The 22,905-nt window shown below is 64.2% G+C and carries 24 protein-coding genes; all 24 read right to left on the reverse strand.

Features of this window, described 5'->3' with window-relative positions; translation table 11 throughout:
* Window positions 1–2: 2 nt before the first annotated feature.
* The 24 genes from ACLEJP_RS17480 to fliH all read right to left on the reverse strand — a co-directional run bounded on the left by ACLEJP_RS17480 (window position 3) and on the right by fliH (window position 22,892).
* Window positions 3–743: a flagellar motor protein gene (locus ACLEJP_RS17480; protein ID WP_225778662.1), complete on the reverse strand. Its 741-nt coding sequence runs from the start codon at window positions 741–743 to the stop codon at window positions 3–5.
* Window positions 743–1,855, reverse strand: a complete 1,113-nt coding sequence (locus ACLEJP_RS17485) for a protein-glutamate methylesterase/protein-glutamine glutaminase (RefSeq protein WP_440808364.1) — start codon at window positions 1,853–1,855, stop codon at window positions 743–745. Before ACLEJP_RS17485 ends, ACLEJP_RS17480 begins: the two co-directional genes overlap by 1 nt.
* Before the next feature lie 46 nt (window positions 1,856–1,901).
* The gene (locus ACLEJP_RS17490; protein WP_440808365.1) at window positions 1,902–4,145 is read right to left on the reverse strand and encodes a chemotaxis protein CheA; all 2,244 of its coding nucleotides are present in this window, start codon (window positions 4,143–4,145) and stop codon (window positions 1,902–1,904) included.
* Between the two features lie 12 nt (window positions 4,146–4,157).
* Window positions 4,158–4,946, reverse strand: a complete 789-nt coding sequence (locus tag ACLEJP_RS17495; protein WP_440808368.1) for a protein phosphatase CheZ — start codon at window positions 4,944–4,946, stop codon at window positions 4,158–4,160.
* A 19-nt stretch (window positions 4,947–4,965) separates the two neighbouring features.
* Window positions 4,966–5,340, reverse strand: coding sequence for a chemotaxis response regulator CheY (locus ACLEJP_RS17500; RefSeq protein ID WP_225778666.1), 375 nt, complete (start codon window positions 5,338–5,340; stop codon window positions 4,966–4,968).
* Between the two features lie 118 nt (window positions 5,341–5,458).
* Entirely contained in the window at window positions 5,459–6,199 is a 741-nt protein-coding gene (gene fliA / locus ACLEJP_RS17505) for an RNA polymerase sigma factor FliA (protein WP_225778667.1), read from the reverse strand.
* On the reverse strand, window positions 6,196–7,038 hold the full coding sequence (fleN, locus tag ACLEJP_RS17510; protein ID WP_170034241.1) for a flagellar synthesis regulator FleN: 843 nt from the start codon (window positions 7,036–7,038) through the stop codon (window positions 6,196–6,198). Before fleN ends, fliA begins: the two co-directional genes overlap by 4 nt.
* An 84-nt stretch (window positions 7,039–7,122) precedes the next feature.
* Window positions 7,123–8,433, reverse strand: a complete 1,311-nt coding sequence (flhF, locus tag ACLEJP_RS17515; RefSeq protein WP_440808372.1) for a flagellar biosynthesis protein FlhF — start codon at window positions 8,431–8,433, stop codon at window positions 7,123–7,125.
* An 11-nt stretch (window positions 8,434–8,444) separates the two neighbouring features.
* Window positions 8,445–10,574, reverse strand: coding sequence for a flagellar biosynthesis protein FlhA (gene flhA / locus ACLEJP_RS17520; protein ID WP_440808373.1), 2,130 nt, complete (start codon window positions 10,572–10,574; stop codon window positions 8,445–8,447).
* A 159-nt stretch (window positions 10,575–10,733) separates the two neighbouring features.
* The gene (gene flhB / locus ACLEJP_RS17525; RefSeq protein ID WP_289130923.1) at window positions 10,734–11,876 is read right to left on the reverse strand and encodes a flagellar biosynthesis protein FlhB; all 1,143 of its coding nucleotides are present in this window, start codon (window positions 11,874–11,876) and stop codon (window positions 10,734–10,736) included.
* 2 nt (window positions 11,877–11,878) lie between these two features.
* Window positions 11,879–12,655 (reverse strand): flagellar biosynthetic protein FliR, encoded by a 777-nt coding sequence (fliR, locus tag ACLEJP_RS17530; protein ID WP_289130924.1) that lies wholly within the window; start codon window positions 12,653–12,655, stop codon window positions 11,879–11,881.
* Between the two features lie 7 nt (window positions 12,656–12,662).
* Window positions 12,663–12,932 (reverse strand): flagellar biosynthesis protein FliQ, encoded by a 270-nt coding sequence (gene fliQ, locus ACLEJP_RS17535; protein ID WP_289130925.1) that lies wholly within the window; start codon window positions 12,930–12,932, stop codon window positions 12,663–12,665.
* Between the two features lie 21 nt (window positions 12,933–12,953).
* Window positions 12,954–13,709: a flagellar type III secretion system pore protein FliP gene (fliP, locus tag ACLEJP_RS17540; RefSeq protein WP_170031094.1), complete on the reverse strand. Its 756-nt coding sequence runs from the start codon at window positions 13,707–13,709 to the stop codon at window positions 12,954–12,956.
* Entirely contained in the window at window positions 13,709–14,155 is a 447-nt protein-coding gene (gene fliO / locus ACLEJP_RS17545; protein ID WP_440808376.1) for a flagellar biosynthetic protein FliO, read from the reverse strand. The genes fliP and fliO overlap by 1 nt, the downstream gene beginning before the upstream one ends.
* Window positions 14,156–14,626: a flagellar motor switch protein FliN gene (fliN, locus tag ACLEJP_RS17550; RefSeq protein ID WP_289130926.1), complete on the reverse strand. Its 471-nt coding sequence runs from the start codon at window positions 14,624–14,626 to the stop codon at window positions 14,156–14,158. It lies immediately after the preceding gene.
* Between the two features lie 47 nt (window positions 14,627–14,673).
* On the reverse strand, window positions 14,674–15,642 hold the full coding sequence (gene fliM / locus ACLEJP_RS17555; protein ID WP_225778674.1) for a flagellar motor switch protein FliM: 969 nt from the start codon (window positions 15,640–15,642) through the stop codon (window positions 14,674–14,676).
* Between the two features lie 9 nt (window positions 15,643–15,651).
* Window positions 15,652–16,149 carry a flagellar basal body-associated protein FliL gene (gene fliL, locus ACLEJP_RS17560; RefSeq protein WP_225778675.1) on the reverse strand — a complete coding sequence of 166 codons (498 nt, stop codon included), beginning with the start codon at window positions 16,147–16,149 and terminating at the stop codon, window positions 15,652–15,654.
* A 288-nt stretch (window positions 16,150–16,437) separates the two neighbouring features.
* Complete coding sequence (locus ACLEJP_RS17565) at window positions 16,438–17,742, reverse strand: flagellar hook-length control protein FliK (protein ID WP_440808378.1); 1,305 nt, start codon at window positions 17,740–17,742, stop codon at window positions 16,438–16,440.
* A gap of 71 nt (window positions 17,743–17,813) precedes the next feature.
* A complete protein-coding gene (locus ACLEJP_RS17570) occupies window positions 17,814–18,161 on the reverse strand; it encodes an Hpt domain-containing protein (protein ID WP_440808380.1) in 348 nt (115 codons plus the stop codon).
* A 49-nt stretch (window positions 18,162–18,210) separates the two neighbouring features.
* The gene (locus tag ACLEJP_RS17575) at window positions 18,211–19,902 is read right to left on the reverse strand and encodes a SpoIIE family protein phosphatase (RefSeq protein WP_440808381.1); all 1,692 of its coding nucleotides are present in this window, start codon (window positions 19,900–19,902) and stop codon (window positions 18,211–18,213) included.
* An 8-nt stretch (window positions 19,903–19,910) separates the two neighbouring features.
* Window positions 19,911–20,216 (reverse strand): STAS domain-containing protein, encoded by a 306-nt coding sequence (locus ACLEJP_RS17580; protein ID WP_440808383.1) that lies wholly within the window; start codon window positions 20,214–20,216, stop codon window positions 19,911–19,913.
* Window positions 20,217–20,323: 107 nt separating this feature from the next.
* On the reverse strand, window positions 20,324–20,776 hold the full coding sequence (gene fliJ / locus ACLEJP_RS17585; protein ID WP_440808385.1) for a flagellar export protein FliJ: 453 nt from the start codon (window positions 20,774–20,776) through the stop codon (window positions 20,324–20,326).
* 6 nt (window positions 20,777–20,782) lie between these two features.
* Window positions 20,783–22,138, reverse strand: a complete 1,356-nt coding sequence (gene fliI, locus ACLEJP_RS17590; RefSeq protein ID WP_289130930.1) for a flagellar protein export ATPase FliI — start codon at window positions 22,136–22,138, stop codon at window positions 20,783–20,785.
* On the reverse strand, window positions 22,128–22,892 hold the full coding sequence (fliH, locus tag ACLEJP_RS17595; RefSeq protein ID WP_440808388.1) for a flagellar assembly protein FliH: 765 nt from the start codon (window positions 22,890–22,892) through the stop codon (window positions 22,128–22,130). The genes fliI and fliH overlap by 11 nt, the downstream gene beginning before the upstream one ends.
* Window positions 22,893–22,905: the final 13 nt, after the last annotated feature.

Here is a 22,905-nt window from a genome sequence, read left to right on the forward strand (position 1 = left end):
GGTTACTCCATGAAGCCTTGCAGCTTCAGCTCGATAGAGCGTGGGTTCTCGCCTTCGGCAATCGACAGCAAGCCTTCGAGCAGCATCTCGCGGTAGCGCGACTGGCGCATGACGGTAGCCTTCAGCTTGCTGGCGACCGGCAGCAACACCAGGTTGGCGCTGGCCACGCCGTAGATGGTGGCGACGAAGGCCACGGCAATGCCGTTGCCCAGTTGCGACGGGTCGGCCAGGTTGCCCATCACGTGGATCAGGCCCATCACCGCACCGATGATGCCGATGGTGGGTGCGTAGCCGCCCATGCTCTCGAATACCTTGGCGGCCTGGATATCGCGGCTTTCCTGGGTCAGGAAATCGACTTCGAGGATGCTGCGGATGGCCTCCGGCTCAGCACCGTCCACCAGCAGCTGCAGGCCCTTGCGGGCATACGGGTCGGGTTCGGCATCGGCCACCCCTTCCAGCCCCAGCAGGCCTTCCTTGCGTGCGGTCAGGCTCCAGTTGACCACGCGGTCGATGCCACCGGCCAGGTCGACCCGTGGCGGAAACAGGATCCAGCGCAGGATCTGCAAGGCGCGCTTGAACGACGCCAACGGCGACTGCAGCAAAGCCGCCGCCAGGGTGCCGCCCAGCACGATCAGCGCCGCAGGGCCATTGATCAGCGCGCCGACATGGCCGCCTTCGAGGAAGTTGCCACCGACGATGGCCACAAAAGCGAGGATCAGGCCGATCAGGCTCAGCACGTCCATCAGACGCACGCCTCCACCAGGTGCTTGCCGATTTCGTCCAGGCTGTACACCGCGTCGGCAAGGTTGGCCTTGACGATGGCCATGGGCATGCCATAGATCACGCAGCTGGCTTCATCCTGGGCCCACACCGTGCTGCCGCCCTGTTTGAGCAGGCGGGCGCCTTCACGGCCATCGGCGCCCATGCCGGTGAGCACCACCGACAGTACCTTGTCGCCATACGACTTGGCCGCCGAGCCGAAGGTGATGTCCACGCACGGCTTGTAGTTCAGGCGCTCGTCGCCGGGCAGGATCTTCACCGCGCCACGGCCATCGATCATCATCTGCTTGCCACCCGGCGCCAGCAGCGCCAGGCCAGGGCGCAGCAGGTCGCCGTCCTCGGCTTCCTTGACGCTGATGCGGCACAGCTTGTCCAGGCGTTCGGCAAAGGCCTTGGTGAACGCCGCAGGCATGTGCTGGATCAGCACGATCGGTGCCGGGAAGTTGGCGGGCAGTTGGGTCAGCACACGTTGCAGGGCAACCGGGCCGCCGGTGGAAGTGCCAATGGCCACCAGCTTGTAAGGCTTGCGCTTGGGCGCTGGTGAATGTGCTGTCGCTGCGGCCGGGGCCGTCGCCCGGGCTGGCACGGCAGTGCGCGCCGGGGCCGGGCTGGCGAAGTTGCTGGCAGGCGTCGGCGTGGCCACTGGCGCCGGGCTGGCGTAGCTGCCAAAGCGGCGGTTGCTGCGAGAAATGGTATGCACCTTCTCGCACAGCAGCTGCTTGACCTTGTCGGGGTTGCGCGAGATGTCCTCGAAGTTTTTCGGCAGGTAGTCCACCGCGCCGGCATCCAACGCATCAAGGGTGACCCGGGCGCCTTCATGGGTCAGCGACGAGAACATCAACACCGGCGTCGGACAGCGCTGCATGATGTGCCGCACCGCCGTGATGCCGTCCATCATGGGCATTTCGTAGTCCATGGTGATGACATCGGGCTTGAGCGCCAGCGCCTGGTCGATTGCTTCCCTGCCGTTGGTCGCGGTACCCACCACCTGGATCGTTGGATCCGCCGAGAGGATTTCCGAGACGCGGCGGCGGAAGAAACCGGAATCATCCACCACCAGGACCTTGACTGCCATAAACACTCCGTTAGGCGGCGCAACCCGCCAGGGTGCGCCACCGAAATCAAATACGCCGTGCGGCGTAACGCTTGAGCATGCTCGGGACGTCGAGAATCAACGCGATGCGACCGTCGCCGGTGATGGTGGCCCCGGACATGCCCGGAGTGCCTTGCAGCATCTTGCCCAGCGGCTTGATGACCACTTCTTCCTGGCCAACCAGTTGATCGACGACAAAGCCGATGCGCTGGGTGCCGACCGAGAGGATCACCACATGGCCTTCGTGCTGCTCTTCGTGCACCTGGCCCTGGACCAGCCAGCGCTTGAGGTAGAACAGCGGCAATGCCTTGTCGCGCACGATCACCACTTCCTGGCCGTCGACCACATTGGTGCGCGACAGGTCGAGATGGAAGATCTCGTTGACGTTGACCAGCGGGAAGGCGAACGCCTGGTTGCCCAGCATCACCATCAGCGTGGGCATGATCGCCAAGGTCAGCGGCACCTTGATGACGATCTTCGAGCCCTGGCCCTTGGCCGAGAAGATGTTGATCGAGCCGTTGAGCTGGGAGATCTTGGTCTTCACCACGTCCATGCCGACACCACGGCCAGACACGTCGGAAATCTCCGTCTTGGTCGAGAAGCCCGGGGCGAAGATCAGGTTGTAGCAATCCGATTCGCTGAGGCGCTCGGCGGCGTCCTTGTCCATCAGGCCCTTTTCCACGGCCTTGGCGCGCAGGATGTTGGGGTCCATGCCCTTGCCGTCGTCAGAGATCGACAACAGGATGTGGTCGCCTTCCTGTTCGGCCGACAGCACCACCCGGCCGGTACGCGGCTTGCCAGCGGCCTCGCGCTCCTCGGGCATTTCCACACCGTGGTCGACCGCGTTGCGCACCAGGTGCACCAGCGGGTCGGCCAGGGCTTCGACCAGGTTCTTGTCGAGGTCGGTGTCTTCGCCGACCAGCTCCAGGTTGATCTCTTTCTTCAACTGCCGGGCCAGGTCACGCACCAGGCGTGGGAAGCGGCCGAAGACTTTCTTGATCGGCTGCATGCGGGTTTTCATCACCGCGGTCTGCAGGTCGGCGGTGACCACGTCGAGGTTCGACACGGCCTTGGACATGGCCTCGTCGCCGCTGTTCAGGCCCAGGCGCACCAGGCGGTTACGCACCAGCACCAGTTCACCGACCATGTTCATGATCTCGTCCAGGCGCGCAGTGTCGACCCGCACGGTGGTTTCCGCTTCGCTGGCAGCGTGTTTGTCGGCAGCCGGAGCCGGCGCGCGTGGCGCTGCGGCAGGCTTGCTGGCAGGTGCCGGCGCAGGCGCGGCAGCTGCAGCAGGTTTGGCTACTGGCTGGCTGTCGGCCTTGGGCGCAACCGGCGCCTGCACCTTGGCTGCGACAGGGGCTTCGGCAGCGGCCACTTCGCCGTTGAACTTGCCCTTGCCGTGCAACTGGTCCAGCAGCGCCTCGAACTCGTGCTCGCTGATTTCGTCGCCACCGGCAGCGGGCTCGGCAGCGGCAGGCGCCGATGCCTTGGCCGCAGGCAAGGCATCGGCCTGGAACGTGCCCTTGCCATGCAACTGGTCGAGCAGCGATTCGAATTCGGCGTCGGTAATTTCGTCGCTGGCCGCTTCCGGCGCGCTGGCAACCGCTGGCGCGGCAAGCTCGGCACTGAACTGGCCTTTGCCGTGCAACTGGTCGAGCAGCGATTCGAACTCGGCATCGGTGATTTCGTCACCTTCAGTGCTGCCAGCGCTGACGGTCTCGCCGTGCAGCTGGTCGTCGGCCGCTGCCTGGGCCTTGACCGCATCGAGCGAGTCGAGCAACTGCTCAAACTCGCTGTCGGTGATGTCCGGCTCCCCGGCGGCAACTTCGACAACCGGCTCCGGCGCGGCAGCGGCAGGCGCTTGGGCTTCTTGCGCAGCGCCCGGCTCGGCCAGACGCGACAAAGCCGCCAGCAGCTCGGGGGTGGCCGGGGTCACTTCGCTGCGCTCGCGCACCTGGCCAAACATGCTGTTGACCGTGTCCAGTGCCTCGAGCACCACGTCCATCAGTTCCGCATCGACCCGGCGCTCACCCTTGCGCAGGATATCGAAGACGTTCTCGGCGATATGGCAGCACTCCACCAGCTCGTTCAGCTGGAGGAAGCCGGCGCCCCCTTTTACAGTGTGGAAACCGCGAAAGATCGCATTGAGCAGGTCGGCATCGTCGGGTCGGCTTTCCAGCTCGACCAGTTGCTCGGACAGTTGCTCAAGAATTTCGCCGGCTTCTACCAGGAAATCCTGGAGGATTTCTTCATCGGCGCCGAAGCTCATCAAAGGTGCTCCTTAAAAACCCAGGCTGGACAGCAGATCATCGACATCGTCCTGACCGGACACGACGTCTTCACGCTTATCGGCATGAATCTGCGGACCTTCACCCCGAGTCGGATGTTTTTCTCGATCTTTTTCTGCGCGCAGCTGATCGTGGTCATGCTGGATGCCGGCAAAGCGGTCGACCTGGCTGGCCATCAGCACCAGTTTCAGCAGGTTGCTTTCCACCTCGGTCACCAGCGCGGTGACGCGCTTGATCACCTGGCCGGTCAGGTCCTGATAGTCCTGGGCCAGCAGAATGTCGTTGAGGTGGCCGGCGACCTTGCGGTTACCTTCGGCGCTGTGCGTCAGGAAACTGTCAACGCGTTTCACCAGGTCACGGAACTCCGGCGCAGCGACCTCGCGACGCATGAAGCGTTGCCAGTCGCTGCTCAGGGCGCTGGCCTCGCTGGCCAGGTCGTTGAGCACAGGGGTGCTTTCCTCGACCAGGTCCATGGTGCGGTTGGCCGCGCCCTCGGTCAGCCTGACCACATAGGACAGGCGCTCGGTGGCGTCGGTTATCTGCGACACCTCCTCGGCCTGCGGCATGGTCGGGTCGATCTGGAAACTGACGATGGCGCTGTGCAGCTCGCGGGTCAGCTTGCCGACTTCCTGGTACAGGCCGCGGTCGCGGGTCTGGTTCAGTTCGTGGATCAGCTGTACCGCCTCGCCGAAACGGCCGTGCTCGAGGCTCGCGACCAATTCCTGGGCATGCTTCTTCAGGGTCGATTCGAACTCGCCCAAAGACGTTTGTGATGAATCCATGGCGCCCCCCTGACGTGACTCAGCCGTTGACGCGTTCGAAGATCTTCTCGATCTTTTCTTTGAGAACCTGGGCGGTGAACGGCTTGACCACATAGCCATTGACGCCGGCCTGGGCCGCTTCAATGATCTGGTCGCGCTTGGCCTCGGCGGTCACCATCAGTACCGGCATGGCTTTCAGCTTGTCGCTGGCACGGACTTTACGCAGCAGGTCGATGCCGGACATGCCGGGCATGTTCCAGTCGGTTACCAGGAAGTCGTAATGGCCGTTTTCCAGCATCGGCAGCGCCGTGGTGCCGTCATCGGCTTCTTCGGTGTTGGTGAAGCCCAGATCACGCAACAGGTTCTTGATGATCCGCCGCATCGTCGAAAAATCGTCAACGATGAGGATTTTCATGTCTTTGTTCAAGTAGACCTCCAAGCAGTCTCAAACGCGCCCGGCTGCGAGCGCGCATTCAATCAAATCGGTGCAACATGGAAAACGCACGTGGAAAACGACTGCAACGACACCGGGTTCAACGCGCCCGCCATTCCCCCAGGCGGCTGCGCAGGCGCGCGGCACACTGGCTGTGCAACTGGCTGACCCGCGACTCGCTGACCCCAAGTACCTCACCGATTTCCTTGAGGTTCAGCTCTTCGTCGTAGTACAGCGCCAGCACCAGGCGCTCACGCTCCGGCAGGTTGGCGATGGCCTCGGTCAGGGCAGCCTGGAAGCGCTCGTCCTCCAGGCCACGCGCAGGCTCGACATGGCCACTGGCGCCATCTTCATGCAGCCCTTCGTGCTCGCCGTCCTGCAACAGGTCGTCAAAGCTGAACAGGCGGCTGCCCAAGGTGTCGTTCAAGATCCCGTAGTAATCATCGAGACTCAACTGGAGTTCGGCAGCAACTTCATGATCTTTAGCGTCACGCCCGGTTCTGGCCTCCACGGCACGCATCGCGTCGCTGACCATGCGCGTGTTGCGGTGCACCGAACGCGGTGCCCAGTCACCCTTGCGCACCTCGTCGAGCATGGCCCCGCGAATACGGATGCCGGCGTAGGTCTCGAAGCTGGCGCCCTTGCTGGCGTCGTACTTGTTGGCCACTTCGAGCAGGCCGATCATGCCAGCCTGGATCAGGTCCTCGACCTGCACATTGGCCGGCAAACGCGCCAACAGGTGGTAGGCGATGCGCTTGACCAGCGGGGCGTAGCGTTCGATCAGCTCGTACTGGGCGTCTTTCGATGCTCGGCTGTACATCTTGAAACCACTCGCATTCATAACACGGGTCCCGCGCTGGTGGGCTGTACCAGGCGCTCGACAAAGAATTCCAGGTGACCGCGCGGGTTGGCCGGCAGCGGCCAGCTGTCAACCTTCTGCGCAATCGCCTTGAATGCCAGAGCGCACTTGGAGCGAGGGAAGGCTTCGTAGACGGCGCGCTGCTTCTGCACGGCCTTGCGCACGCATTCGTCATACGGCACGGCGCCCACGTACTGCAGGGCGACATCGAGGAAGCGGTCGGTGACCTTGGTCAGCTTGGCGAACAGGTTGCGCCCTTCCTGCGGGCTCTGCGCCATGTTTGCCAGCACCCGGAAGCGGTTCATGCCGTAGTCGCGGTTGAGCAGCTTGATCAGGGCGTAGGCATCGGTGATGGAGGTGGGTTCGTCGCAGACCACCAGCAGCACTTCCTGGGCGGCGCGGACGAAGCTGACTACCGAGTCACCGATACCGGCAGCGGTGTCGATGACCAGCACGTCGAGGTTGTCGCCAATTTCGCTGAAGGCCTGAATCAACCCGGCATGCTGGGCCGGCGCCAGGTGCACCATGCTCTGCGTGCCCGAGGCTGCCGGCACGATGCGCACGCCGCCAGGGCCCTGCAGCATCACGTCGCGCAGCTCGCAGCGCCCTTCGATGACATCGGCCAGGGTCCGCTTGGGGGTGAGGCCAAGCAGCACGTCGACGTTGGCCAGGCCCAGGTCGGCGTCAAGCAGCATGACCCTGCGGCCAAGCTCGGCCAGCGCCAGGGACAGGTTCACTGAAACGTTAGTCTTGCCGACGCCACCTTTGCCACCGGTCACGGCGATCACCTGTACGGGATGCATGCTACCCATGTCTGTTATATACCTTGTCTCGCTGGGACCCAGGCCACACGTGGGGCAATTCTGCGTACCCCTTGGCATAGCTACCTTGCACACGCTTCATCATCAACCCGCTCGCCGTGGGTTGTGATAGAGATCAGCGAACATTTCGGCCATCGCCTCTTCGCTGGGCTCGTCCTGCTGCTGCACATTGACCGCGCGACTGACCAACTGGTGCCCGCGCGGCAGGTGCAGGTCGTCAGGAATGCGCGGCCCATCGGTCAGGTAGGCCACTGGCAGTTCATGACTGATGGCAAGGCTCAAGACGTCACCAAGGCTTGCCGTTTCATCGAGTTTGGTCAGGATGCAGCCGGCCAGGCCGCAGCGCTTGTAGCTGTGGTAGGCGGCGGTCAGCACCTGCTTCTGGCTGGTGGTGGCCAGGACCAGGTAGTTCTTCGCGGCGATACCGCGCCCGGCCAGGGTTTCCAGTTGCATGCGCAGGGCCGGGTCGCTGGCCTGCAGGCCGGCGGTATCGATCAGCACCACGCGCTTGCGCAGCAGCGGCTCCAGCGCCGCAGCCAGCGACTGGCCCGGGTCAACGTAGGTCACCGGCACGTTGAGGATGCGGCCCAGCGTCTTGAGCTGCTCCTGCGCACCGATGCGGAAGCTGTCCATGCTCACCAAGGCCAGGTTCTGCGCGCCGTACTTGAGCACGTAACGGGCGGCCAGCTTGGCCAGGGTGGTGGTCTTGCCCATGCCGGCCGGGCCGACCATGGCGATCACCCCGCCCTCTTCGATCGGCTCGATCTCGGGGATTTCGATCATGCGCGCCAGGTGTGCCAGCAGCATGCGCCAGGCCTGGCGTGGCTCATCGATACCAGCGGTCAGCTCCAGCAGTTCGCGGGCGATCGGGCCGGACAGGCCGATGCGCTGCAGGCGGCGCCAGACGGTGGCCTGCTGCGGCTTGCTGCCCTGCAGCTGGTTCCAGGCCAACGAGCCGAGCTGCACTTCCAGCAGCTCGCGCAGGCCGGACAACTCGGAGCGCATGGCATCGACCAGGCGCGCATCGACCGGCGCCGCAGCCGGGGCTGCAGCAGCGGGCTCGGGGGCGTCGACGTGCGGTTCGATCAACGGTTCGGCAGCAGTCAGCGACTGCCCGGCGAACAATTGGCGGTTGTTGTCGCTGCTGTCCGGGCGCGGGTCGAGTTCGGCGCGGGCCGTGGCGATGCGCGTATGGGTCTTGCGCAGCTCTTCTTCCAGCTCGGCATTCGGCACACGCGGGGCCAGGGCGGACAGCTTGTAGTCCAGCGCAGCCGTCAGCTCGACACCCCCGGCGATGCGGCGGTTGCCAATGATGGCGGCGTCAGCGCCCAGCTCATCGCGGACCAGCTTCATGGCCTGACGCATATCGGCGGCGAAAAATCGCTTAACTTGCATTATCCACTACCTCAGCCGTTAGGGCCCACGGTGGCAACGATGGTGACTTGCTTGTTGTCCGGTATTTCCTGATACGCCAACACATGCAAATTCGGTACGGCCAGGCGACCGAAACGCGACAGCATGGCGCGGATCGGGCCGGCGACCAGGAGGATGGCCGGCTGGCCCTGCATTTCCTGGCGCTGGGCCGCTTCGATCAACGAACGCTGCAGCTTCTCGGCCATGCTCGGCTCCAGAAGAACACCGTCTTCCTGACCTTGCCCGGCCCTTTGCAGACTATTGAGCAAGATCTGTTCCAACCTTGGCTCCAGGGTAATCACTGGCAGCTCCGACTCAATGCCGACAATGCTTTGCACGATGGCGCGACACAATCCGACGCGCACTGCCGCCACCAGCGCGGCGGTATCTTGACTCTTGCTGGCGTTGTTTGCGATCGCCTCGGCAATACTGCGAATATCGCGCACCGGCACCTGCTCCGACAACAACGCCTGCAGCACCTTGAGCAGGCCCGACAAGGAAATGACACCCGGCACCAGCTCTTCTGCAAGTTTAGGCGATGCCTTGGCCAGCACCTGCAGCAATTGCTGGACCTCTTCGTGGCCGATCAGTTCGTGGCAGTGCTTCTGCAGGATCTGGTTGAGGTGGGTGGCCACCACGGTACTGGCGTCGACCACGGTGTAGCCCAGCGACTGCGCCTGGGCGCGCTGGCCGACGTCGATCCACACCGCTTCCAGGCCAAACGCCGGGTCGCGCGCGGCAATCCCGTTGAGGGTGCCGAACACCTGCCCCGGGTTGATGGCCAGTTCGCGGTCCGGGTAGATCTCCGCCTCGGCCAGGATCACCCCCATCAGGGTCAGGCGATAGGCGCTGGGCTGCAGGTCGAGGTTGTCACGGATGTGCACGGTCGGCATGAGGAAGCCGAGGTCTTGCGAGAGCTTCTTGCGCACCCCCTTGATCCGCGCCAGCAACTGGCCACCCTGGTTGCGGTCGACCAGCGGGATCAGCCGGTAGCCGACCTCCAGGCCGATCATGTCGATGGGCGTGACGTCGTCCCAGCCCAGCTCCTTGGTCTCCAGCGCGCGCTGCGGCGAAGGCAGCAGGTCCTGCTGGCGCTGCGCCTCTCGTTGCGCCTCGAGCTTGGCCTTCTGCTGCTTCTTCCACACCAGGTAGGCGCCGCCGCCGGCCAGCAGGCCAAGGCTGAGGAAGGCGATATGCGGCATGCCCGGCACCAGGCCCATGACGACCATCAGCGCGCCGGACACTGCCAGGGCCTTGGGCGAATCGAACATCTGCCGGTTGATCAGCTTGCCCATGTCTTCGGAACCCGAGGCGCGGGTGACCATGATCGCGGCGGCGGTGGACAACAGCAGCGAAGGCAACTGCGCCACCAAACCGTCACCGATGGTCAGCAAGGCGTACACCTTGCCGGCATCGCCGAAGCTCATGCCGTGCTGCAGCATGCCGATCAGCATGCCGCCGATCAGGTTGATGAACAGGATCAGCAGGCCGGCGATGGCATCACCGCGGACGAACTTGCTGGCACCGTCCATCGAACCGTAGAACTCGGCTTCCTGCGCCACTTCGGCACGGCGGTGCTTGGCCTGGGCCTGGTCGATCAGGCCGGCGTTGAGGTCGGCGTCGATCGCCATCTGCTTGCCGGGCATGGCATCCAGGGTGAACCGCGCGCTCACTTCCGAGATTCGCCCGGCGCCCTTGGTCACCACCACGAAGTTGATGATCATGAGGATGGCGAACACCACGGCACCGACCACGTAGTTACCGCCGATCACCACCTCGCCGAAGGCCTGGATCACCTTGCCGGCAGCGCCGTGGCCTTCCTGGCCATGCAGCATTACCACCCGGGTGGAGGCCACGTTCAGGGCCAGGCGTAACAGCGTGGCCACCAGCAGGATGGTGGGAAACGCGGCGAAATCGAGCGGGCGCAGGGCGTATACGCACACCAGCAGCACCACGATCGACAGGGCGATGTTGAAAGTGAAGAACACGTCGAGCAGGAACGGTGGTATCGGCAACATCATCATTGCCAACATGACCAGCAACAACAGCGGCACACCCAGGTTGCCCCGACCGAGGCCGGCCAGGTTGTGACGGGCGTTGCTGATTAACTGAGTGCGATCCACCGCGAGTCCTCTTGATGCAAAACTTTGACGCCCGGGGGGCGCCTGGGCGTGGCTTTGCAAGAAGCTTTCCAACTTTGTCCGGATTTAGGGAATTAGCGGCAGTGAGACCGAGCGCCGCGCGGGCGGCGCTCGGTCTCACAGGCGCCAAATGCTCACCTGTCAGCTGTCACGCCGCAGGTCCGGTGGAATCGGCAGATCTTCCTTCAACGGCTCTGGCCGCTTACCCTTGCCAGCCCGGTACTGACGAATCTGGAACACATAGGCCAGTACCTGCGCCACCGCCAGGTACAAGCCGGCAGGAATTTCCTGCTCCAGCTCGGTGGAGTAATAGATCGCCCGCGCCAAAGCCGGCGACTCAAGAATCTGAACCTTGTGCTCCACGCCAATTTCGCGAATCTTCAAGGCAATGAAATCGGTACCCTTGGCCAGCAGCAACGGCGCCGCCCCGCCCTTCTCCGGGTCATACTGCAAGGCCACCGCATAGTGCGTCGGGTTGGTGATGATCACGTCGGCCTGCGGCACCGCTGCCATCATCCGCCGCTGCGAAACTTCCCGCTGCAGCTGGCGGATCCGCTGCTTGACCTCGGGCTTGCCTTCGCTGTCCTTGTACTCGTCCTTGACTTCCTGCTTGGTCATCTTCAGCTTGTTGTGCGCCTGCCACAGCTGGTACGGCACGTCCGCCGCAGCAATCAGCAGCAACCCGGCCGCCATCCACAACGCGCTCCAGCCCACCACCTGCAGGCTGTGGATGATCGCCTGCTCCAGCGGCTCGTTGGCAATCGCCAGCAAAGCCTGGCGATCGTTCATCAACACCACCACCGCAATCACCAGGATCACGAAGAACTTGGCCAGCGCCTTGATCAGCTCGGTCAAGGCATTCATCGAGAACATCCGCTTGATCCCCGCCAGCGGGTTCATGCGACTGAACTTGGGTTGCAACAGGCTGCCGGAAAACAGGAAGCCGCTCAGGGCGATAGGCGCCACGAACGAGATCACGAACAGCAGGATCAGCACCGGCTGCGTCGCCCACAGCGCCATCTTGCCCGAGGCCAGCAGCAGGGCGGTCATGGCCCGCTCGTCGACGATGGCGTCGCGGCTCAGGCTGAAGTTCATGCGCATGATCGCCAGCAGCGTTTCCGCCATGTAGCCACCGAATGCCAGCAGGCCACCGGCGCCAGCCAGGGTCACCGCCACCGTGTTCAGTTCCTTGGAGCGCGCTACTTCGCCTTTCTCGCGGGCATCGCGCTTGCGCTTGTCGGTGGGGTCTTCTGTCTTGTCCTGACCGCTCTCGCTTTCCGCCATGTTCAGCGCGCCCTTGCCAGTTCACGCAGCCATTGCAGCGCTTCGCTGGCCAATGCCTGGTAGTGGGACAGGATATCGGCCAGGCCGATCCAGAAAATGCCCATGCCAAGCACCAGGGTCAGCGGGAAACCGATGGAAAAGATGTTCAATTGCGGCGCCGCACGGGTCATCACGCCAAAGGCGATGTTCACCACCAGCAACGCCGCGATCACCGGCAGGATCAACAGCAGCCCGGCGCCGAACACCCACCCCAGGCGCCCGGCCATTTCCCAGAACTGGTTGACCGCCAGCGCGCTGCCCACCGGCAAGGTGGTGAAGCTTTCGGTAAGCACTTCGAACACCACCAGGTGGCCGTTCATCAACAGGAAAAGCACGCTCACCAGCATGGTCATGAACTGGCTGATGACCGCGACGTTGACGCCGTTGGCCGGGTCGACCATCGACGCGAAGGCCATGCCCATCTGCACCGCCACCACCTGGCCGGCGATCACGAACGCCTGGAACAGCAGCTGCAGGGCGAAGCCGAACAGCGTCCCGACGATGATCTGCTCGGCGCACAACAGCAGGCCGCGCAGGCTCAATGGGTCGAACTCGGGCAGCGGCGGCAGCGCCGGAACGATCACCACGGTAATCGCCAGCGCCACATACAGGCGCACCCGCGCCGGCAGCATGCGGGTACCGAGAATGGGCATGGTCATCAGCACTGCAGTCACCCTGAACAACGGCAGGATGAAGGTGGCGACCCAGGTGCCGATCTGCGTGTCGGTCAGCTCCAGCATCGTCGCCTCAACCGATCAGGTGCGGGATGTTGGTGTACAGCCCGGTGATGTACTCCATGAACTTCTGCACCAGCCACGGCCCGGCGATGATCAGCGTGACCAGCATCACCAGCAGGCGCGGCAGAAAGCTCAGGGTCTGTTCGTTGATCTGCGTGGCGGCCTGGAACATCGCCACCACCAGGCCCACCAGCAGGCTCGGCACCACCAGCACGGCCACCATCAGGGTGGTCAGCCACAAGGCATCGCGAAACAGGTCGACAGCTACTTCCGGGGTCATCGGTGGCTCTCCTTGACGGCGTCAGACGCCGCCGAAACTGCTGGCCAGGGTGCCCATGATCAGCGCCCAGCCATCGACCAGGACGAACAGCATGATCTTGAACGGCAACGAAATGATCAGCGGCGACAGCATCATCATGCCCATGGCCATCAGCACACTGGCCACCACCATGTCGATGATCAGGAACGGGATGAAGATCATGAAACCGATCTGGAACGCGGTCTTCAGCTCGGAGGTGACGAACGCCGGCACCAGGATGGTCAGCGGGACCTGGTCCGGGCCGGCAATGTCGGTGCGCTTGGACAAGCGCATGAACAGGTCGAGGTCGCTTTGCCGGGTTTGCGCCAGCATGAAGTCCTTGAGCGGCCCCTGGGCTTTGTCGATGGCCTGCTGGGCGGTCATCTGTTCCTTCAGGTACGGCTGCAGCGCGTCCTGGTTCACCCGGTCGAACACCGGCGCCATGATGAACATGGTGAGGAACAGTGCCATTCCGGTGAGCAGCTGGTTCGACGGCGTCTGCTGCAGGCCAAGGGCCTGGCGCAGGATCGAGAACACGATGATGATGCGGGTAAAGCTGGTCATCAGGATGACGAACGCGGGAATGAAGCTGAGCGCCGTCATGATCAGCAGGATCTGCAGGCTGACCGAATACTCCTGCTGCCCGTCCGCCGTATTGGACAGGGTAATGGCCGGGATCGACAGCGGGTCGGCGGCCAGGGCCAGCGGCGCCGCCAGCAGCAGCGCCAGAATCAACAACAAACGCAGCGCGCCGCTCATCACTTCTTGTCCTTAGGGTCCTTGCCCATCAGCTCCATCAGCCGCTGGGCGAACTCCGGCGTCGCCTGACGGGCGCTTTCCGGTACTGCCACGGGCTCGGCCAGTACATGCAGGGCCTCGATGCTGCCCGGGGTATGGCCGATCAGGATCTGCGCCTTGCCCACCTGCACCAGCAGCAGGCGGTCACGCGGGCCGATGGCCCGGCTGCCGACGATCTCGATCACCTGCCCGCCCTTCACGGCGCTCCCCTGCATGCGTCGCAGCAGCCAGGCCAGGAAGAAAATCAGGCCGACCACCAGCAGCAGGCCGAAGACCATCTGCGCCAGCTGCCCGCCCAGGCTGCCAGGCGCAGCCGCAGGCGTTGCCGTCGGCGTGGCCGCGGCCAGGCCGGCCTGGCTGGCAAGCAGCGTGGCGAACGCCAGGATGGTGCGCATCGTGCCCTTCACTCAGCGCAGCTTCTTGATACGTTCGCTGGGGCTGATCACGTCGGTCAGGCGGATGCCGAACTTCTCGTTGACCACCACCACTTCGCCATGGGCGATCAGCGTGCCGTTGACCAGGACATCGAGCGGCTCACCGGCCAGGCGATCAAGCTCGATGACCGAACCCTGGTTGAGCTGCAGCAGGTTGCGGATATTGATCTCGGTGCTGCCCACTTCCATGGAAATGTTCACCGGGATGTCCAGGATCACGTCCAGGTTCGGGCCTTCCAGGCTGACGTTCTCGCTCGGCTTCGGCGAGCTGGCGAATTCTTCCATCGGCAAGCGGCCCGGCCCGCCAGCGCTGCTACCGGTGTCGCCACCCAGCAGTGCATCGATGTCGGCCTGGCCGGCGGCACCGGTTTCCTCCAGTGCCGCAGCCCATTCATCGGCCAGCGCCTGGTCCTCTGGGGAGGTGATCTCGTTTTCGTTAGCCATGATTTCCTCGACAGGCATTCAATACGTTATGAGCGACCGGCTCGCCGTCAGCGGCGTTCGATCGGGTCGATGATCTGCAGCGCCAGGTTGCCCTTGTGCGAACCCAGGCGCGCCTTGAACGAAGGCACGCCGTTGGCGCGCAACACCAGGTGTTCAGGCAGCTCAACCGGAATCACGTCGCCTGGCTGCATGTGCAGGATGTCGCGCAGCTTCAGCTGGCGCCGGGCGACCGTGGCACTCACCGGCACGGCCACGTCCAGCACGTCCTCGCGCAAGGCCTTGATCCAGCGCTCGTCCTGGTCGTCCAGGTCGGACTGGAAGCCGGCATCGAGCATTTCCCGCACCGGCTCGATCATCGAGTAGGGCATGGTCACGTGCAGGTCGCCGCCACCGCCGTCCAGCTCGATGTGGAAGGTCGATACCACCACCGCCTCGCTGGGGCCGACGATGTTGGCCATGGCCGGGTTGACCTCCGAGTTCATGTACTCGAAGGTGACTGGCATGATCGCCTGCCAGGCTTCCCGCAGGTCGACGAAGCACTGGTCCAGCACCATGCGCACCACGCGCAGCTCGGTAGGGGTGAACTCGCGGCCTTCGATCTTGGCGTGACGGCCGTCGCCGCCAAAGAAGTTGTCCACCAGCTTGAACACCAGCTTGGCGTCGAGGATGAACAGCGCGGTGCCGCGCAGTGGCTTGATCTTGACCAGGTTGAGGCTGGTCGGCACGTACAGCGAATGCACGTATTCGCCAAACTTCATCACCTGCACGCCGCCCACCGCCACGTCGGCGGAGCGACGCAGCAGGTTGAACATGCTGATCCGGGTGTAACGGGCGAAGCGCTCGTTGATCATTTCCAGGGTCGGCATGCGACCCCGCACGATACGGTCCTGACTGGTCAGGTCATAGCTTTTGATGCTGCCAGGCTCGGTGGCACTCTCGGTCTGCACCAGACCGTCGTCGACGCCATGCAACAAGGCATCGATTTCATCCTGGGACAGCAGGTCCTGTACGGCCATTGCGGACTCCTACTGCAATACGAAATTGGTAAACAGCAACTGGTCGACGACCGGCTTGCCGACTTCCTTCTGCGCCACTTCCTGGACCACCGCGGTAGCCTTCTGGCGCAGCATCTCCTGCCCGACCGGGCTGCCGGCCAAGGTATCGAAGCCCTGCCCGGAGAACATCATCACCAGGTTGTTGCGGATCACCGGCATGTGCACCTTGAGGGCGTCGAGGTCGGCCTGGCTGCGCGCCTGCATGGTAATGCTCACCTGCATGTAGCGCTGGCGACCATTCTGGTTGAAGTTGACCACGAAGGCCGGGGCCAGCGGCTCGTAGATCGCCGCAGGCTTGACGTTACCGGCTGTTGCCTCGGCGGCCGGGGCCGGCTCGCTCTTGTGCATGATGAACCAGGTAGCGCCCACCGAAAGGCCGATCGCCAGCAACAGGCCGACGACCGCCAGCAGGATCAGCTTGAGTTTGCCTTTAGTGGCGGGGTCTTTGACTGCTTCGCTTTTCGCCATGCCAATAATCCGTCGTCCATCGGGGGTTCAAGGGAGGATGGCTTGGCTTGAGCAAGTGTTATGCCAGATTTGCGATTGAGGGGTCTTGCGCCTGCGAAATCGAGCGCCGCGCGGGCGGCTCGATCTCCCAGCCCCCGCAAACGCTCAAGCCATGCACCAAGGCTGGCAACCATGGCCTGACAGGTTCGGCACGTTGCAACCCATGCAGGAGCGGATTTATCCGCGATGCGCCGCGGGGGCGGCGCTGGCCCTCAAAAGGCCGCGAAACCCAAGGCATACACCCCGACATCAGGCGTAATAATCGACCGCACTGTCACCGACAACCAGCTGCTGTTCCACAGCGCGGCTGCTGTCGGCCAGCTCGGCACCGCCCTGCTCGGCCTGGCGCGCCGCCACCCCGGACAACTGGCTGCCCTGGGCCTGCGCCTGCTGCTGATGCTGTTGCTGCCCGCGTGACTGGTCGGCCACGTTGACATCCGGCTGGGCCAGCCCCTGCTGGCTGAACAGTTCGCGCAGGCGGTGCACCTGGCTGTCGAGAGCGTCACGCACGCCGGCGTGGCCACTGATGAAGGTGATCTGGGTCGCCTGGTCCGTCGCAACATTGACGCGAATGTCCAGGCGCCCAAGCTCTGCCGGCTCCAGCTGGATATCCGCCGACTTGAGGTTCTGGCTGGACAGGTACATGACCCGGTTGACCAGGCCCTCGGCCCAGGCGTTCTGGTTCATCGGCAGCGGCTGGTGCAACGGGCTGGCATTCGCCGGCACGGCGTTGGCGGTCTTGGCCGTGGCGGCCTGGGTCAGATTGGCCAGACGATTGGCGAAATCGTCGACGCGGGTGTCGCTGCTGGCGCTCTTGGTGTCCTTCAGGCCATCTTCGAGCAAAGCGCCGAAGGCCTTGTCCCCAGGCTCCGCGCTGTCGCCTGCTCCACCACCGGCATTTTCCACCAGGCTCGCCAAGCTATTGACGGCCACAGCCCCCTCTTCCGCCTGGGCTTGCGCCGGGTCCAAGGCATGTGCCGAGGTTGCTCCCTTGGCCTGGGCACTGTGCTCCAGCGCCAGGCGCAAGGTCGGCAGGTTGGCCAGCGGGTCGGCGTCAGGGTCGAAGTCTTCCTCGGCTGCCGGCGCCTCGGGCTGCGCGGCCGGAACCTGCGCCGTGGCAGCCTGCAGCACCGGTGCCACGGTCTCGGCCTGGGCCTGGATCAGTTGTGCGCCAGGCTGGGCGTCGGTGACCTGGCCAGCGACCAGGCTGGCATCACGCAGGTCGGTGTCGGCCCGAGTGTCGGCTTGAGTGTCGCCCCGCGTGTCGACCTGTCCGTCGGCTGGCAATGGTTTGCCGTCATCGGCAACAGCGGACGTGTCGGCAGGATCGGCCTTGCCGCCCTGCACCGGGTCAGGCTTGTCCTTGGGCTTGCCCTGGGCGACCTTGTCGTTCTGCCCGACCGGCTTGTCCCGCCCCTGCCTGGCCATCACCTGGTCGAAGCCGGCGCCCTTGTCCGCCGGCGCCTGCAGCGGCTTGTCGACCTGTGCGGAGGCCGACCGCGCGGGGTTGGCAATGGCGTTGGCTTGCAACAACGGGTTGGGTGCGACAGGCATCGAGCGGTCTCCGCGCCAGGAACAAAAAAGACATCCGCTCGGACAAAGCAAGACTCGCGCCAAGTCGCCTGTCAACCGGTCAAAATACGTTGCTGCTCACCCCGGTAGAAGTGCTGCACCTCGGCGAACTCCTGATCGATGCGGGTGATCAGGTCTTCGATGCCATACAGCGGGCGTCGCCGTGCGCGCTCCTCCAGCTGCTGGCAAAGGCCGGCCAGGGCCACAGCCCCCATGTTGCTGCTGCTGCCCTTGAAGCTGTGCGCGGCCGCACCGAGCTCCTCGGCACTTTTGGCCGCGTGCAACTGGCCCAGGCGCCGTTCGGAGTCTTCGAGAAATGTCTGCACCAGTTGCAGGTAGCCATCTTCCATGACTTCACGCAGGTCGCTGAGTACCTTTTGGTCAATATGCATGTCAGTCACTTGTTCACTCCCTTGATCAAGCCAGATTATGCCCGAGCCAGCCCATGGCTCACCAGACGAACTCCACCTCTGCGCAACGCCCGCCCTCGCTCCAGCGCGCGCTGCTGGCCAGCCGCCGGACCAGGTTCAGGCCACGTCCGCTCAGCCCCTGCTCCATTGCCGGCCGCGCCAGCACCTGCTGCACATCGAACCCTGCACCACTGTCGCGGACCTCGATGATAAGACGCCCACCCTCGCCGTACGGTTCAACCTTGAAGTCGATGCGCACGTAACCGTCGGTCAGCTGCATCAGGCGCCGGGCGCGCTCCCGGTAGTAGGCGGCAAAGCCCTGCACATCGCGCTTGAGCTGCGAGTCCAGGCCCAGCACGCCATGCTCCAGGGCGTTGGAATACAGCTCGCTGAGTACACTGTGCAGGTTGCCGGTACGCGCGCGCAGGCCGTGGATTTCCTGCAATAACTGCACCAGGTAAGGTACCGGGTTGAAGCGTTCGAGGCTCTCGCCGCGCACTTCGAAGCGCAGCGACCAGTGCAGCGGGCTGGAGCGACCACTGTCCGAGTAGATCACCGGCGCCGGCACCCGCTCCTCGGCACTGGACATACGAATGTCGCACAGGCTGATGTCATCGCGCGGGCGCCCGCCGAAGCGCTCCAGGGCCTGCATCACTTCATCGAACAACTGCGCCGGGTCACGGTTGTCGGCCAGCACCTCGCGCAGGCGCTGAACACCGAACAGGCGTTCCTGGTCGTCGGCGGTATCGATCACGCCGTCCGACAGCAGCAGCAGGCGCTCGCCGGGCGCCAGCGGCAGTACCTCGGTACTGTCATCGAAGCGCTCGGCAGCCAGAATGCCCAGTGGCAGGTGTTGCGAGCTCAATACCGACAGCACTTGCCCCTCCACCGACAGGCGATAGCCATCAGGCATGCCGCCGTTCCACACTTCCACCGAACCGCGCTGCGCATTGAGGTCGAGCAACAGCGCGCAACAGAACATGTCCACCGGCAGGATGCGCTTGAGCTTGGCATTCATCTCGCGCAGGATCTGCGCGATACCGTAGCCCTTGGCGGTCATGCCATAGAACACTTCGGCCAGCGGCATCGCCCCTACCGCCGCCGGCAGGCCGTGGCCGGTGAAATCACCGAGCAGCACACGCATGTCGCCGGACGGGGTGAACGCGGCCAGCATCAGGTCGCCATTGAACAGCGCGTAAGGCGATTGCAGGTAGCGGATATTGGGCGCGGCCAGGCAGCCGGAGTGGGCCACCTTGTCGAACACCGCCTTGGCCACCCGCTGTTCATTCAGCAGATGATCATGGTGCCGGGCAATCTGGTCGCGCTGCTCCAGCACGGTGGCCTGCAGGCGGCGCAAGCGGTCCATGGCGCGGATCTTGGCGCCGAGTATCACTGCACTGTAGGGTTTGGCCATGAAGTCATCGCCACCGGCCTCCAGGCAGCGCACCAGGCCCTCCTCCTCGTTCAGCGAGGTCAGGAAAATGATCGGCACCAGCGCCTCGCCGGCCAAGGCCTTGATCTGCCGCGCCGCCTCGAAACCATCCATTACCGGCATCAGCGCATCCAGCAGGACCAGCTGCGGGCGCTGCTCGATGAACAGCGCAACCGCCTGTTCACCGTTTTCCGCAGTGAATACCTGGTGGCCCTGACGGCGGACGATCTGCGCCAGCAGCAGGCGGTCGGCGGCCCCATCCTCGGCGACCAGCACGGTCAACGCCTGTTCGGCCGGCATGTCGGCGCTCAACTGATATCGAAGAGTTTTTCAAAATTGGAGATGGCGAGGATCTTGCGAACATCGGAGCTGGCATTCACCACCCGTATGTCCGGATCGTCACCACCGACATGGTCACGCAGCAACAGCAGCATGCCGAGCGCGGAACTGTCGAGGTAGGTGGTTTCCTTGAGGTCGACGACCACCGAATCGGGCCAGTTGGGCTGACGTTCGTAGGCGTCGCGAAATTCCTGGTGCTTGCCGAAATCGAAGCGCCCCTTGATCTTGATCGTCAGCTTTTTCCCGTCCTGCGAAAAATCAGTCTCGACTGCCATGCTAGCGATTCCTTCGATGATGGCGGATACAGCTCCTTAAAGGTTTAGCAGGCAACGGCGGGTGCTGCAAGCGATGCGGCTTGTGGCTACCGGCTGCCAGCGGATCGTCAAAGCGGATGCTGCCGTGGCAGGCGCTGGGACAGTTCATCGAGCAGGCGCTGCTCGCGCTTGTCTTCCGCGCGCCGGGCTTCTTCCTGGTAGCGCTGCACCAGCTTGCGCAAGCCCTCCACCCGGGCATAGGCCTGCTGCCAGGCGCCACGCGCGTTGTTGAGGTTGTTCTGGTGCCAGGTCAGGCTTTGCCGCTGCTGGGTCATGGCCGTTTCCAGTTGCCCGAGGAAACGCTGGTAGTTGACCAGCCAACTGCCATTGACCCCCTGCCCGCCACGGTTGATCCACTGCAGCTGGTAATCCTCACGGAACCGTTCGAGTTCAGCCAGCTTGGCCTGGGCCGTCGCCACCTGTTGCTGAAAATGCCCGAGGCGCTGGGCCGCCTTGCGCTCGGCCTCCTCGGCCATGTCCACCACTGGCGCCAGGCGCGCGGCACGTCCGGGCAGGGCCATGGCCTATCAGCTCGCCGGGGGCGTGAAGATCGCCCCCAACTGTTCGCGGCTTTGCGCCATGCCCACGTTCTCGTCCAGGCCCTGGCGCAGGAATTCGACCATCTGCGATTGCAGGGCGATAGCCAGGTCGGTTTCCGGGTCGCCGCCGGCGACGTAGGCCCCGACGCTGATCAGGTCGCGGCTTTGCGAGAGGCGTGACCACAACTGCTTGAGTTTCTGCGCCTGGCGCAGATGGTCGGCATCGACCACCTGGGGCATGACCCGGCTGATCGAGGCCTCGATGTCGATGGCCGGGTAATGGCCCTCCTCGGCCAGCCGCCGCGACAGCACGAAGTGGCCGTCGAGCACACCGCGCGCGGAGTCGGCGATCGGGTCCTGCTGGTCGTCACCTTCGGACAGCACGGTGTAGAACGCAGTGATCGAACCCCCGCCCGGCTCGCCGTTACCTGCCCGCTCCACCAGCTTGGGCAGCTTGGCGAACACCGACGGCGGGTAACCCCGGGTGGCCGGCGGCTCGCCAATGGCCAGGGCGATTTCCCGCTGGGCCTGGGCGAAACGGGTCAGCGAGTCCATCAGCAACAGCACGTTCTTGCCCTTGTCGCGGAAGTACTCGGCAATGCGTGTGCAGTACATGGCGGCGCGCAGGCGCATCAGCGGCGCATCGTCGGCCGGCGAAGCGACCACCACCGAACGCTTGAGGCCTTCTTCACCCAGGATATGCTCGATGAATTCCTTCACCTCGCGGCCACGCTCGCCGATCAGGCCGACCACGATGATCTCGGCTTCGGTGAAGCGGGTCATCATGCCCAGCAGCACCGACTTACCCACGCCGGTACCCGCGAACAGGCCCAGGCGCTGGCCACGGCCCACCGTCAGCAGCCCGTTGATACTGCGGATACCCACGTCCAACGGCTTGCTGATCGGGTCGCGGTTGAGCGGGTTGATCACCGGCCCGTCCATCGGCACCCAGTCCTCGGCCTTCATTCCGCCCTTGCCATCCAGCGGCCGGCCGGCGCCGTCGAGTACCCGGCCAAGCATGCTCATGCCCATCGGCAGACGGCCGCTGTCATCCAGCGGTACCACGCGGGCACCGGGGGCGATGCCGACGATGCTGCCCACCGGCATGAGGAACACCTTGGACCCGGCAAAGCCCATGACTTCGGCCTCGACCTGCACCGGGTGGTAGCTGTCGTCGTTGATCACCAGGCAGCGGGTACCGACCGCCGCGCGCAGGCCTTCGGCCTCCAGGGTAAGGCCGACCATGCGCAGCAGGCGGCCTTCCACGACGGGCTGGGCAGGCAGGTCGACAGCCTCGGCATAGCTGCCCAGGCGTTTGCCGAAGCTGGTGCGCTCAAGCTTCATCGGAGCGGGCCAGGTCGACAGCGATATCGGGTGCCGCCGGATGCAGGGAATGGTCATGCAAGCGGTCGAACAGTTGCGCCACGGCTTTCTCGATGCGGGTTTCCATGGTTGCATCGATACGGCTGTGAGCGGTCTCGATGCGACAGCCGCCCGGCAGCAGGGCGCTGTCTTCCAGCAACCGCCAGTTCTCCTCATGGCGCTCGCGCAGCGCCTTGACCAGCTCGAAGTCCTGGGGGTTGAGGTGGATCCGGATGTTGTCCGCGCCCATGGGCAGCAGTTTGAGCGCCTCGCGCAGTACCTGGGTGATGTGGCTGGAATCGCCGCGCAGTTCGCGACCGATGACCTGGCGCGTCATGTGCGCCACCAGGTGGATCACCGATTTCTCGATCTGCGTATCCTGTTCGGCGATCGGCTCCATCAGGTTGGTCATCAGGCGCTCAAGGCTTTCCAGCTTGGCCTTCAGGGCCTCTTCGGCTTCCTGGCGCACCTTCAGCTGGGTGCTGTGGAAGCCCTCGCGCTCGCCGATGGCGAAACCTTCGTTGTAGGCCTCCTGGCGGATGGCCTCGAGTTCTTCCAGGGTCAGCGGCTGGACTTCCTCCAGCGGCACTTCCTCGACTTCTTCCTCGATGACCTCGGGCTCAGGCTCGGGTTCGGGCTCCGGCTGCGGGTCGAAGCTGGGCAGCGCCCACACATCCACGCCCTCGAGGTCGTGGGCGCGGATCAGGTCGCTGGGGTGACGTTCTTTGGTGGGCATGCTGTCATGTTCT

This window comes from Pseudomonas sp. SMV7, from assembly GCF_052041995.1.
In the GTDB taxonomy this organism is placed as follows: Bacteria; Pseudomonadota; Gammaproteobacteria; order Pseudomonadales; family Pseudomonadaceae; genus Aquipseudomonas.

Excerpts from the sequence above, each read along its gene's own strand:
- ACLEJP_RS17480 (WP_225778662.1), bottom strand. The coding sequence starts at position 743 with ATGGACGTGCTGAGCCTGATCGGCCTGATCCTCGCTTTTGTGGCCATC.
- ACLEJP_RS17485 (WP_440808364.1), bottom strand. The coding sequence starts at position 1,855 with ATGGCAGTCAAGGTCCTGGTGGTGGATGATTCCGGTTTCTTCCGCCGC.
- ACLEJP_RS17490 (WP_440808365.1), bottom strand. The coding sequence starts at position 4,145 with ATGAGCTTCGGCGCCGATGAAGAAATCCTCCAGGATTTCCTGGTAGAA.
- ACLEJP_RS17495 (WP_440808368.1), bottom strand. The coding sequence starts at position 4,946 with ATGGATTCATCACAAACGTCTTTGGGCGAGTTCGAATCGACCCTGAAG.
- ACLEJP_RS17500 (WP_225778666.1), bottom strand. The coding sequence starts at position 5,340 with ATGAAAATCCTCATCGTTGACGATTTTTCGACGATGCGGCGGATCATC.
- fliA (WP_225778667.1), bottom strand. The coding sequence starts at position 6,199 with ATGAATGCGAGTGGTTTCAAGATGTACAGCCGAGCATCGAAAGACGCC.
- flhF (WP_440808372.1), bottom strand. The coding sequence starts at position 8,433 with ATGCAAGTTAAGCGATTTTTCGCCGCCGATATGCGTCAGGCCATGAAG.
- flhB (WP_289130923.1), bottom strand. The coding sequence starts at position 11,876 with ATGGCGGAAAGCGAGAGCGGTCAGGACAAGACAGAAGACCCCACCGAC.
- fliR (WP_289130924.1), bottom strand. The coding sequence starts at position 12,655 with ATGCTGGAGCTGACCGACACGCAGATCGGCACCTGGGTCGCCACCTTC.
- fliQ (WP_289130925.1), bottom strand. The coding sequence starts at position 12,932 with ATGACCCCGGAAGTAGCTGTCGACCTGTTTCGCGATGCCTTGTGGCTG.
- fliP (WP_170031094.1), bottom strand. The coding sequence starts at position 13,709 with ATGAGCGGCGCGCTGCGTTTGTTGTTGATTCTGGCGCTGCTGCTGGCG.
- fliN (WP_289130926.1), bottom strand. The coding sequence starts at position 14,626 with ATGGCTAACGAAAACGAGATCACCTCCCCAGAGGACCAGGCGCTGGCC.
- fliM (WP_225778674.1), bottom strand. The coding sequence starts at position 15,642 with ATGGCCGTACAGGACCTGCTGTCCCAGGATGAAATCGATGCCTTGTTG.
- fliL (WP_225778675.1), bottom strand. The coding sequence starts at position 16,149 with ATGGCGAAAAGCGAAGCAGTCAAAGACCCCGCCACTAAAGGCAAACTC.
- ACLEJP_RS17565 (WP_440808378.1), bottom strand. The coding sequence starts at position 17,742 with ATGCCTGTCGCACCCAACCCGTTGTTGCAAGCCAACGCCATTGCCAAC.
- ACLEJP_RS17575 (WP_440808381.1), bottom strand. The coding sequence starts at position 19,902 with ATGCCGGCCGAACAGGCGTTGACCGTGCTGGTCGCCGAGGATGGGGCC.
- ACLEJP_RS17580 (WP_440808383.1), bottom strand. The coding sequence starts at position 20,216 with ATGGCAGTCGAGACTGATTTTTCGCAGGACGGGAAAAAGCTGACGATC.
- fliJ (WP_440808385.1), bottom strand. The coding sequence starts at position 20,776 with ATGGCCCTGCCCGGACGTGCCGCGCGCCTGGCGCCAGTGGTGGACATG.
- fliI (WP_289130930.1), bottom strand. The coding sequence starts at position 22,138 with ATGAAGCTTGAGCGCACCAGCTTCGGCAAACGCCTGGGCAGCTATGCC.
- fliH (WP_440808388.1), bottom strand. The coding sequence starts at position 22,892 with ATGCCCACCAAAGAACGTCACCCCAGCGACCTGATCCGCGCCCACGAC.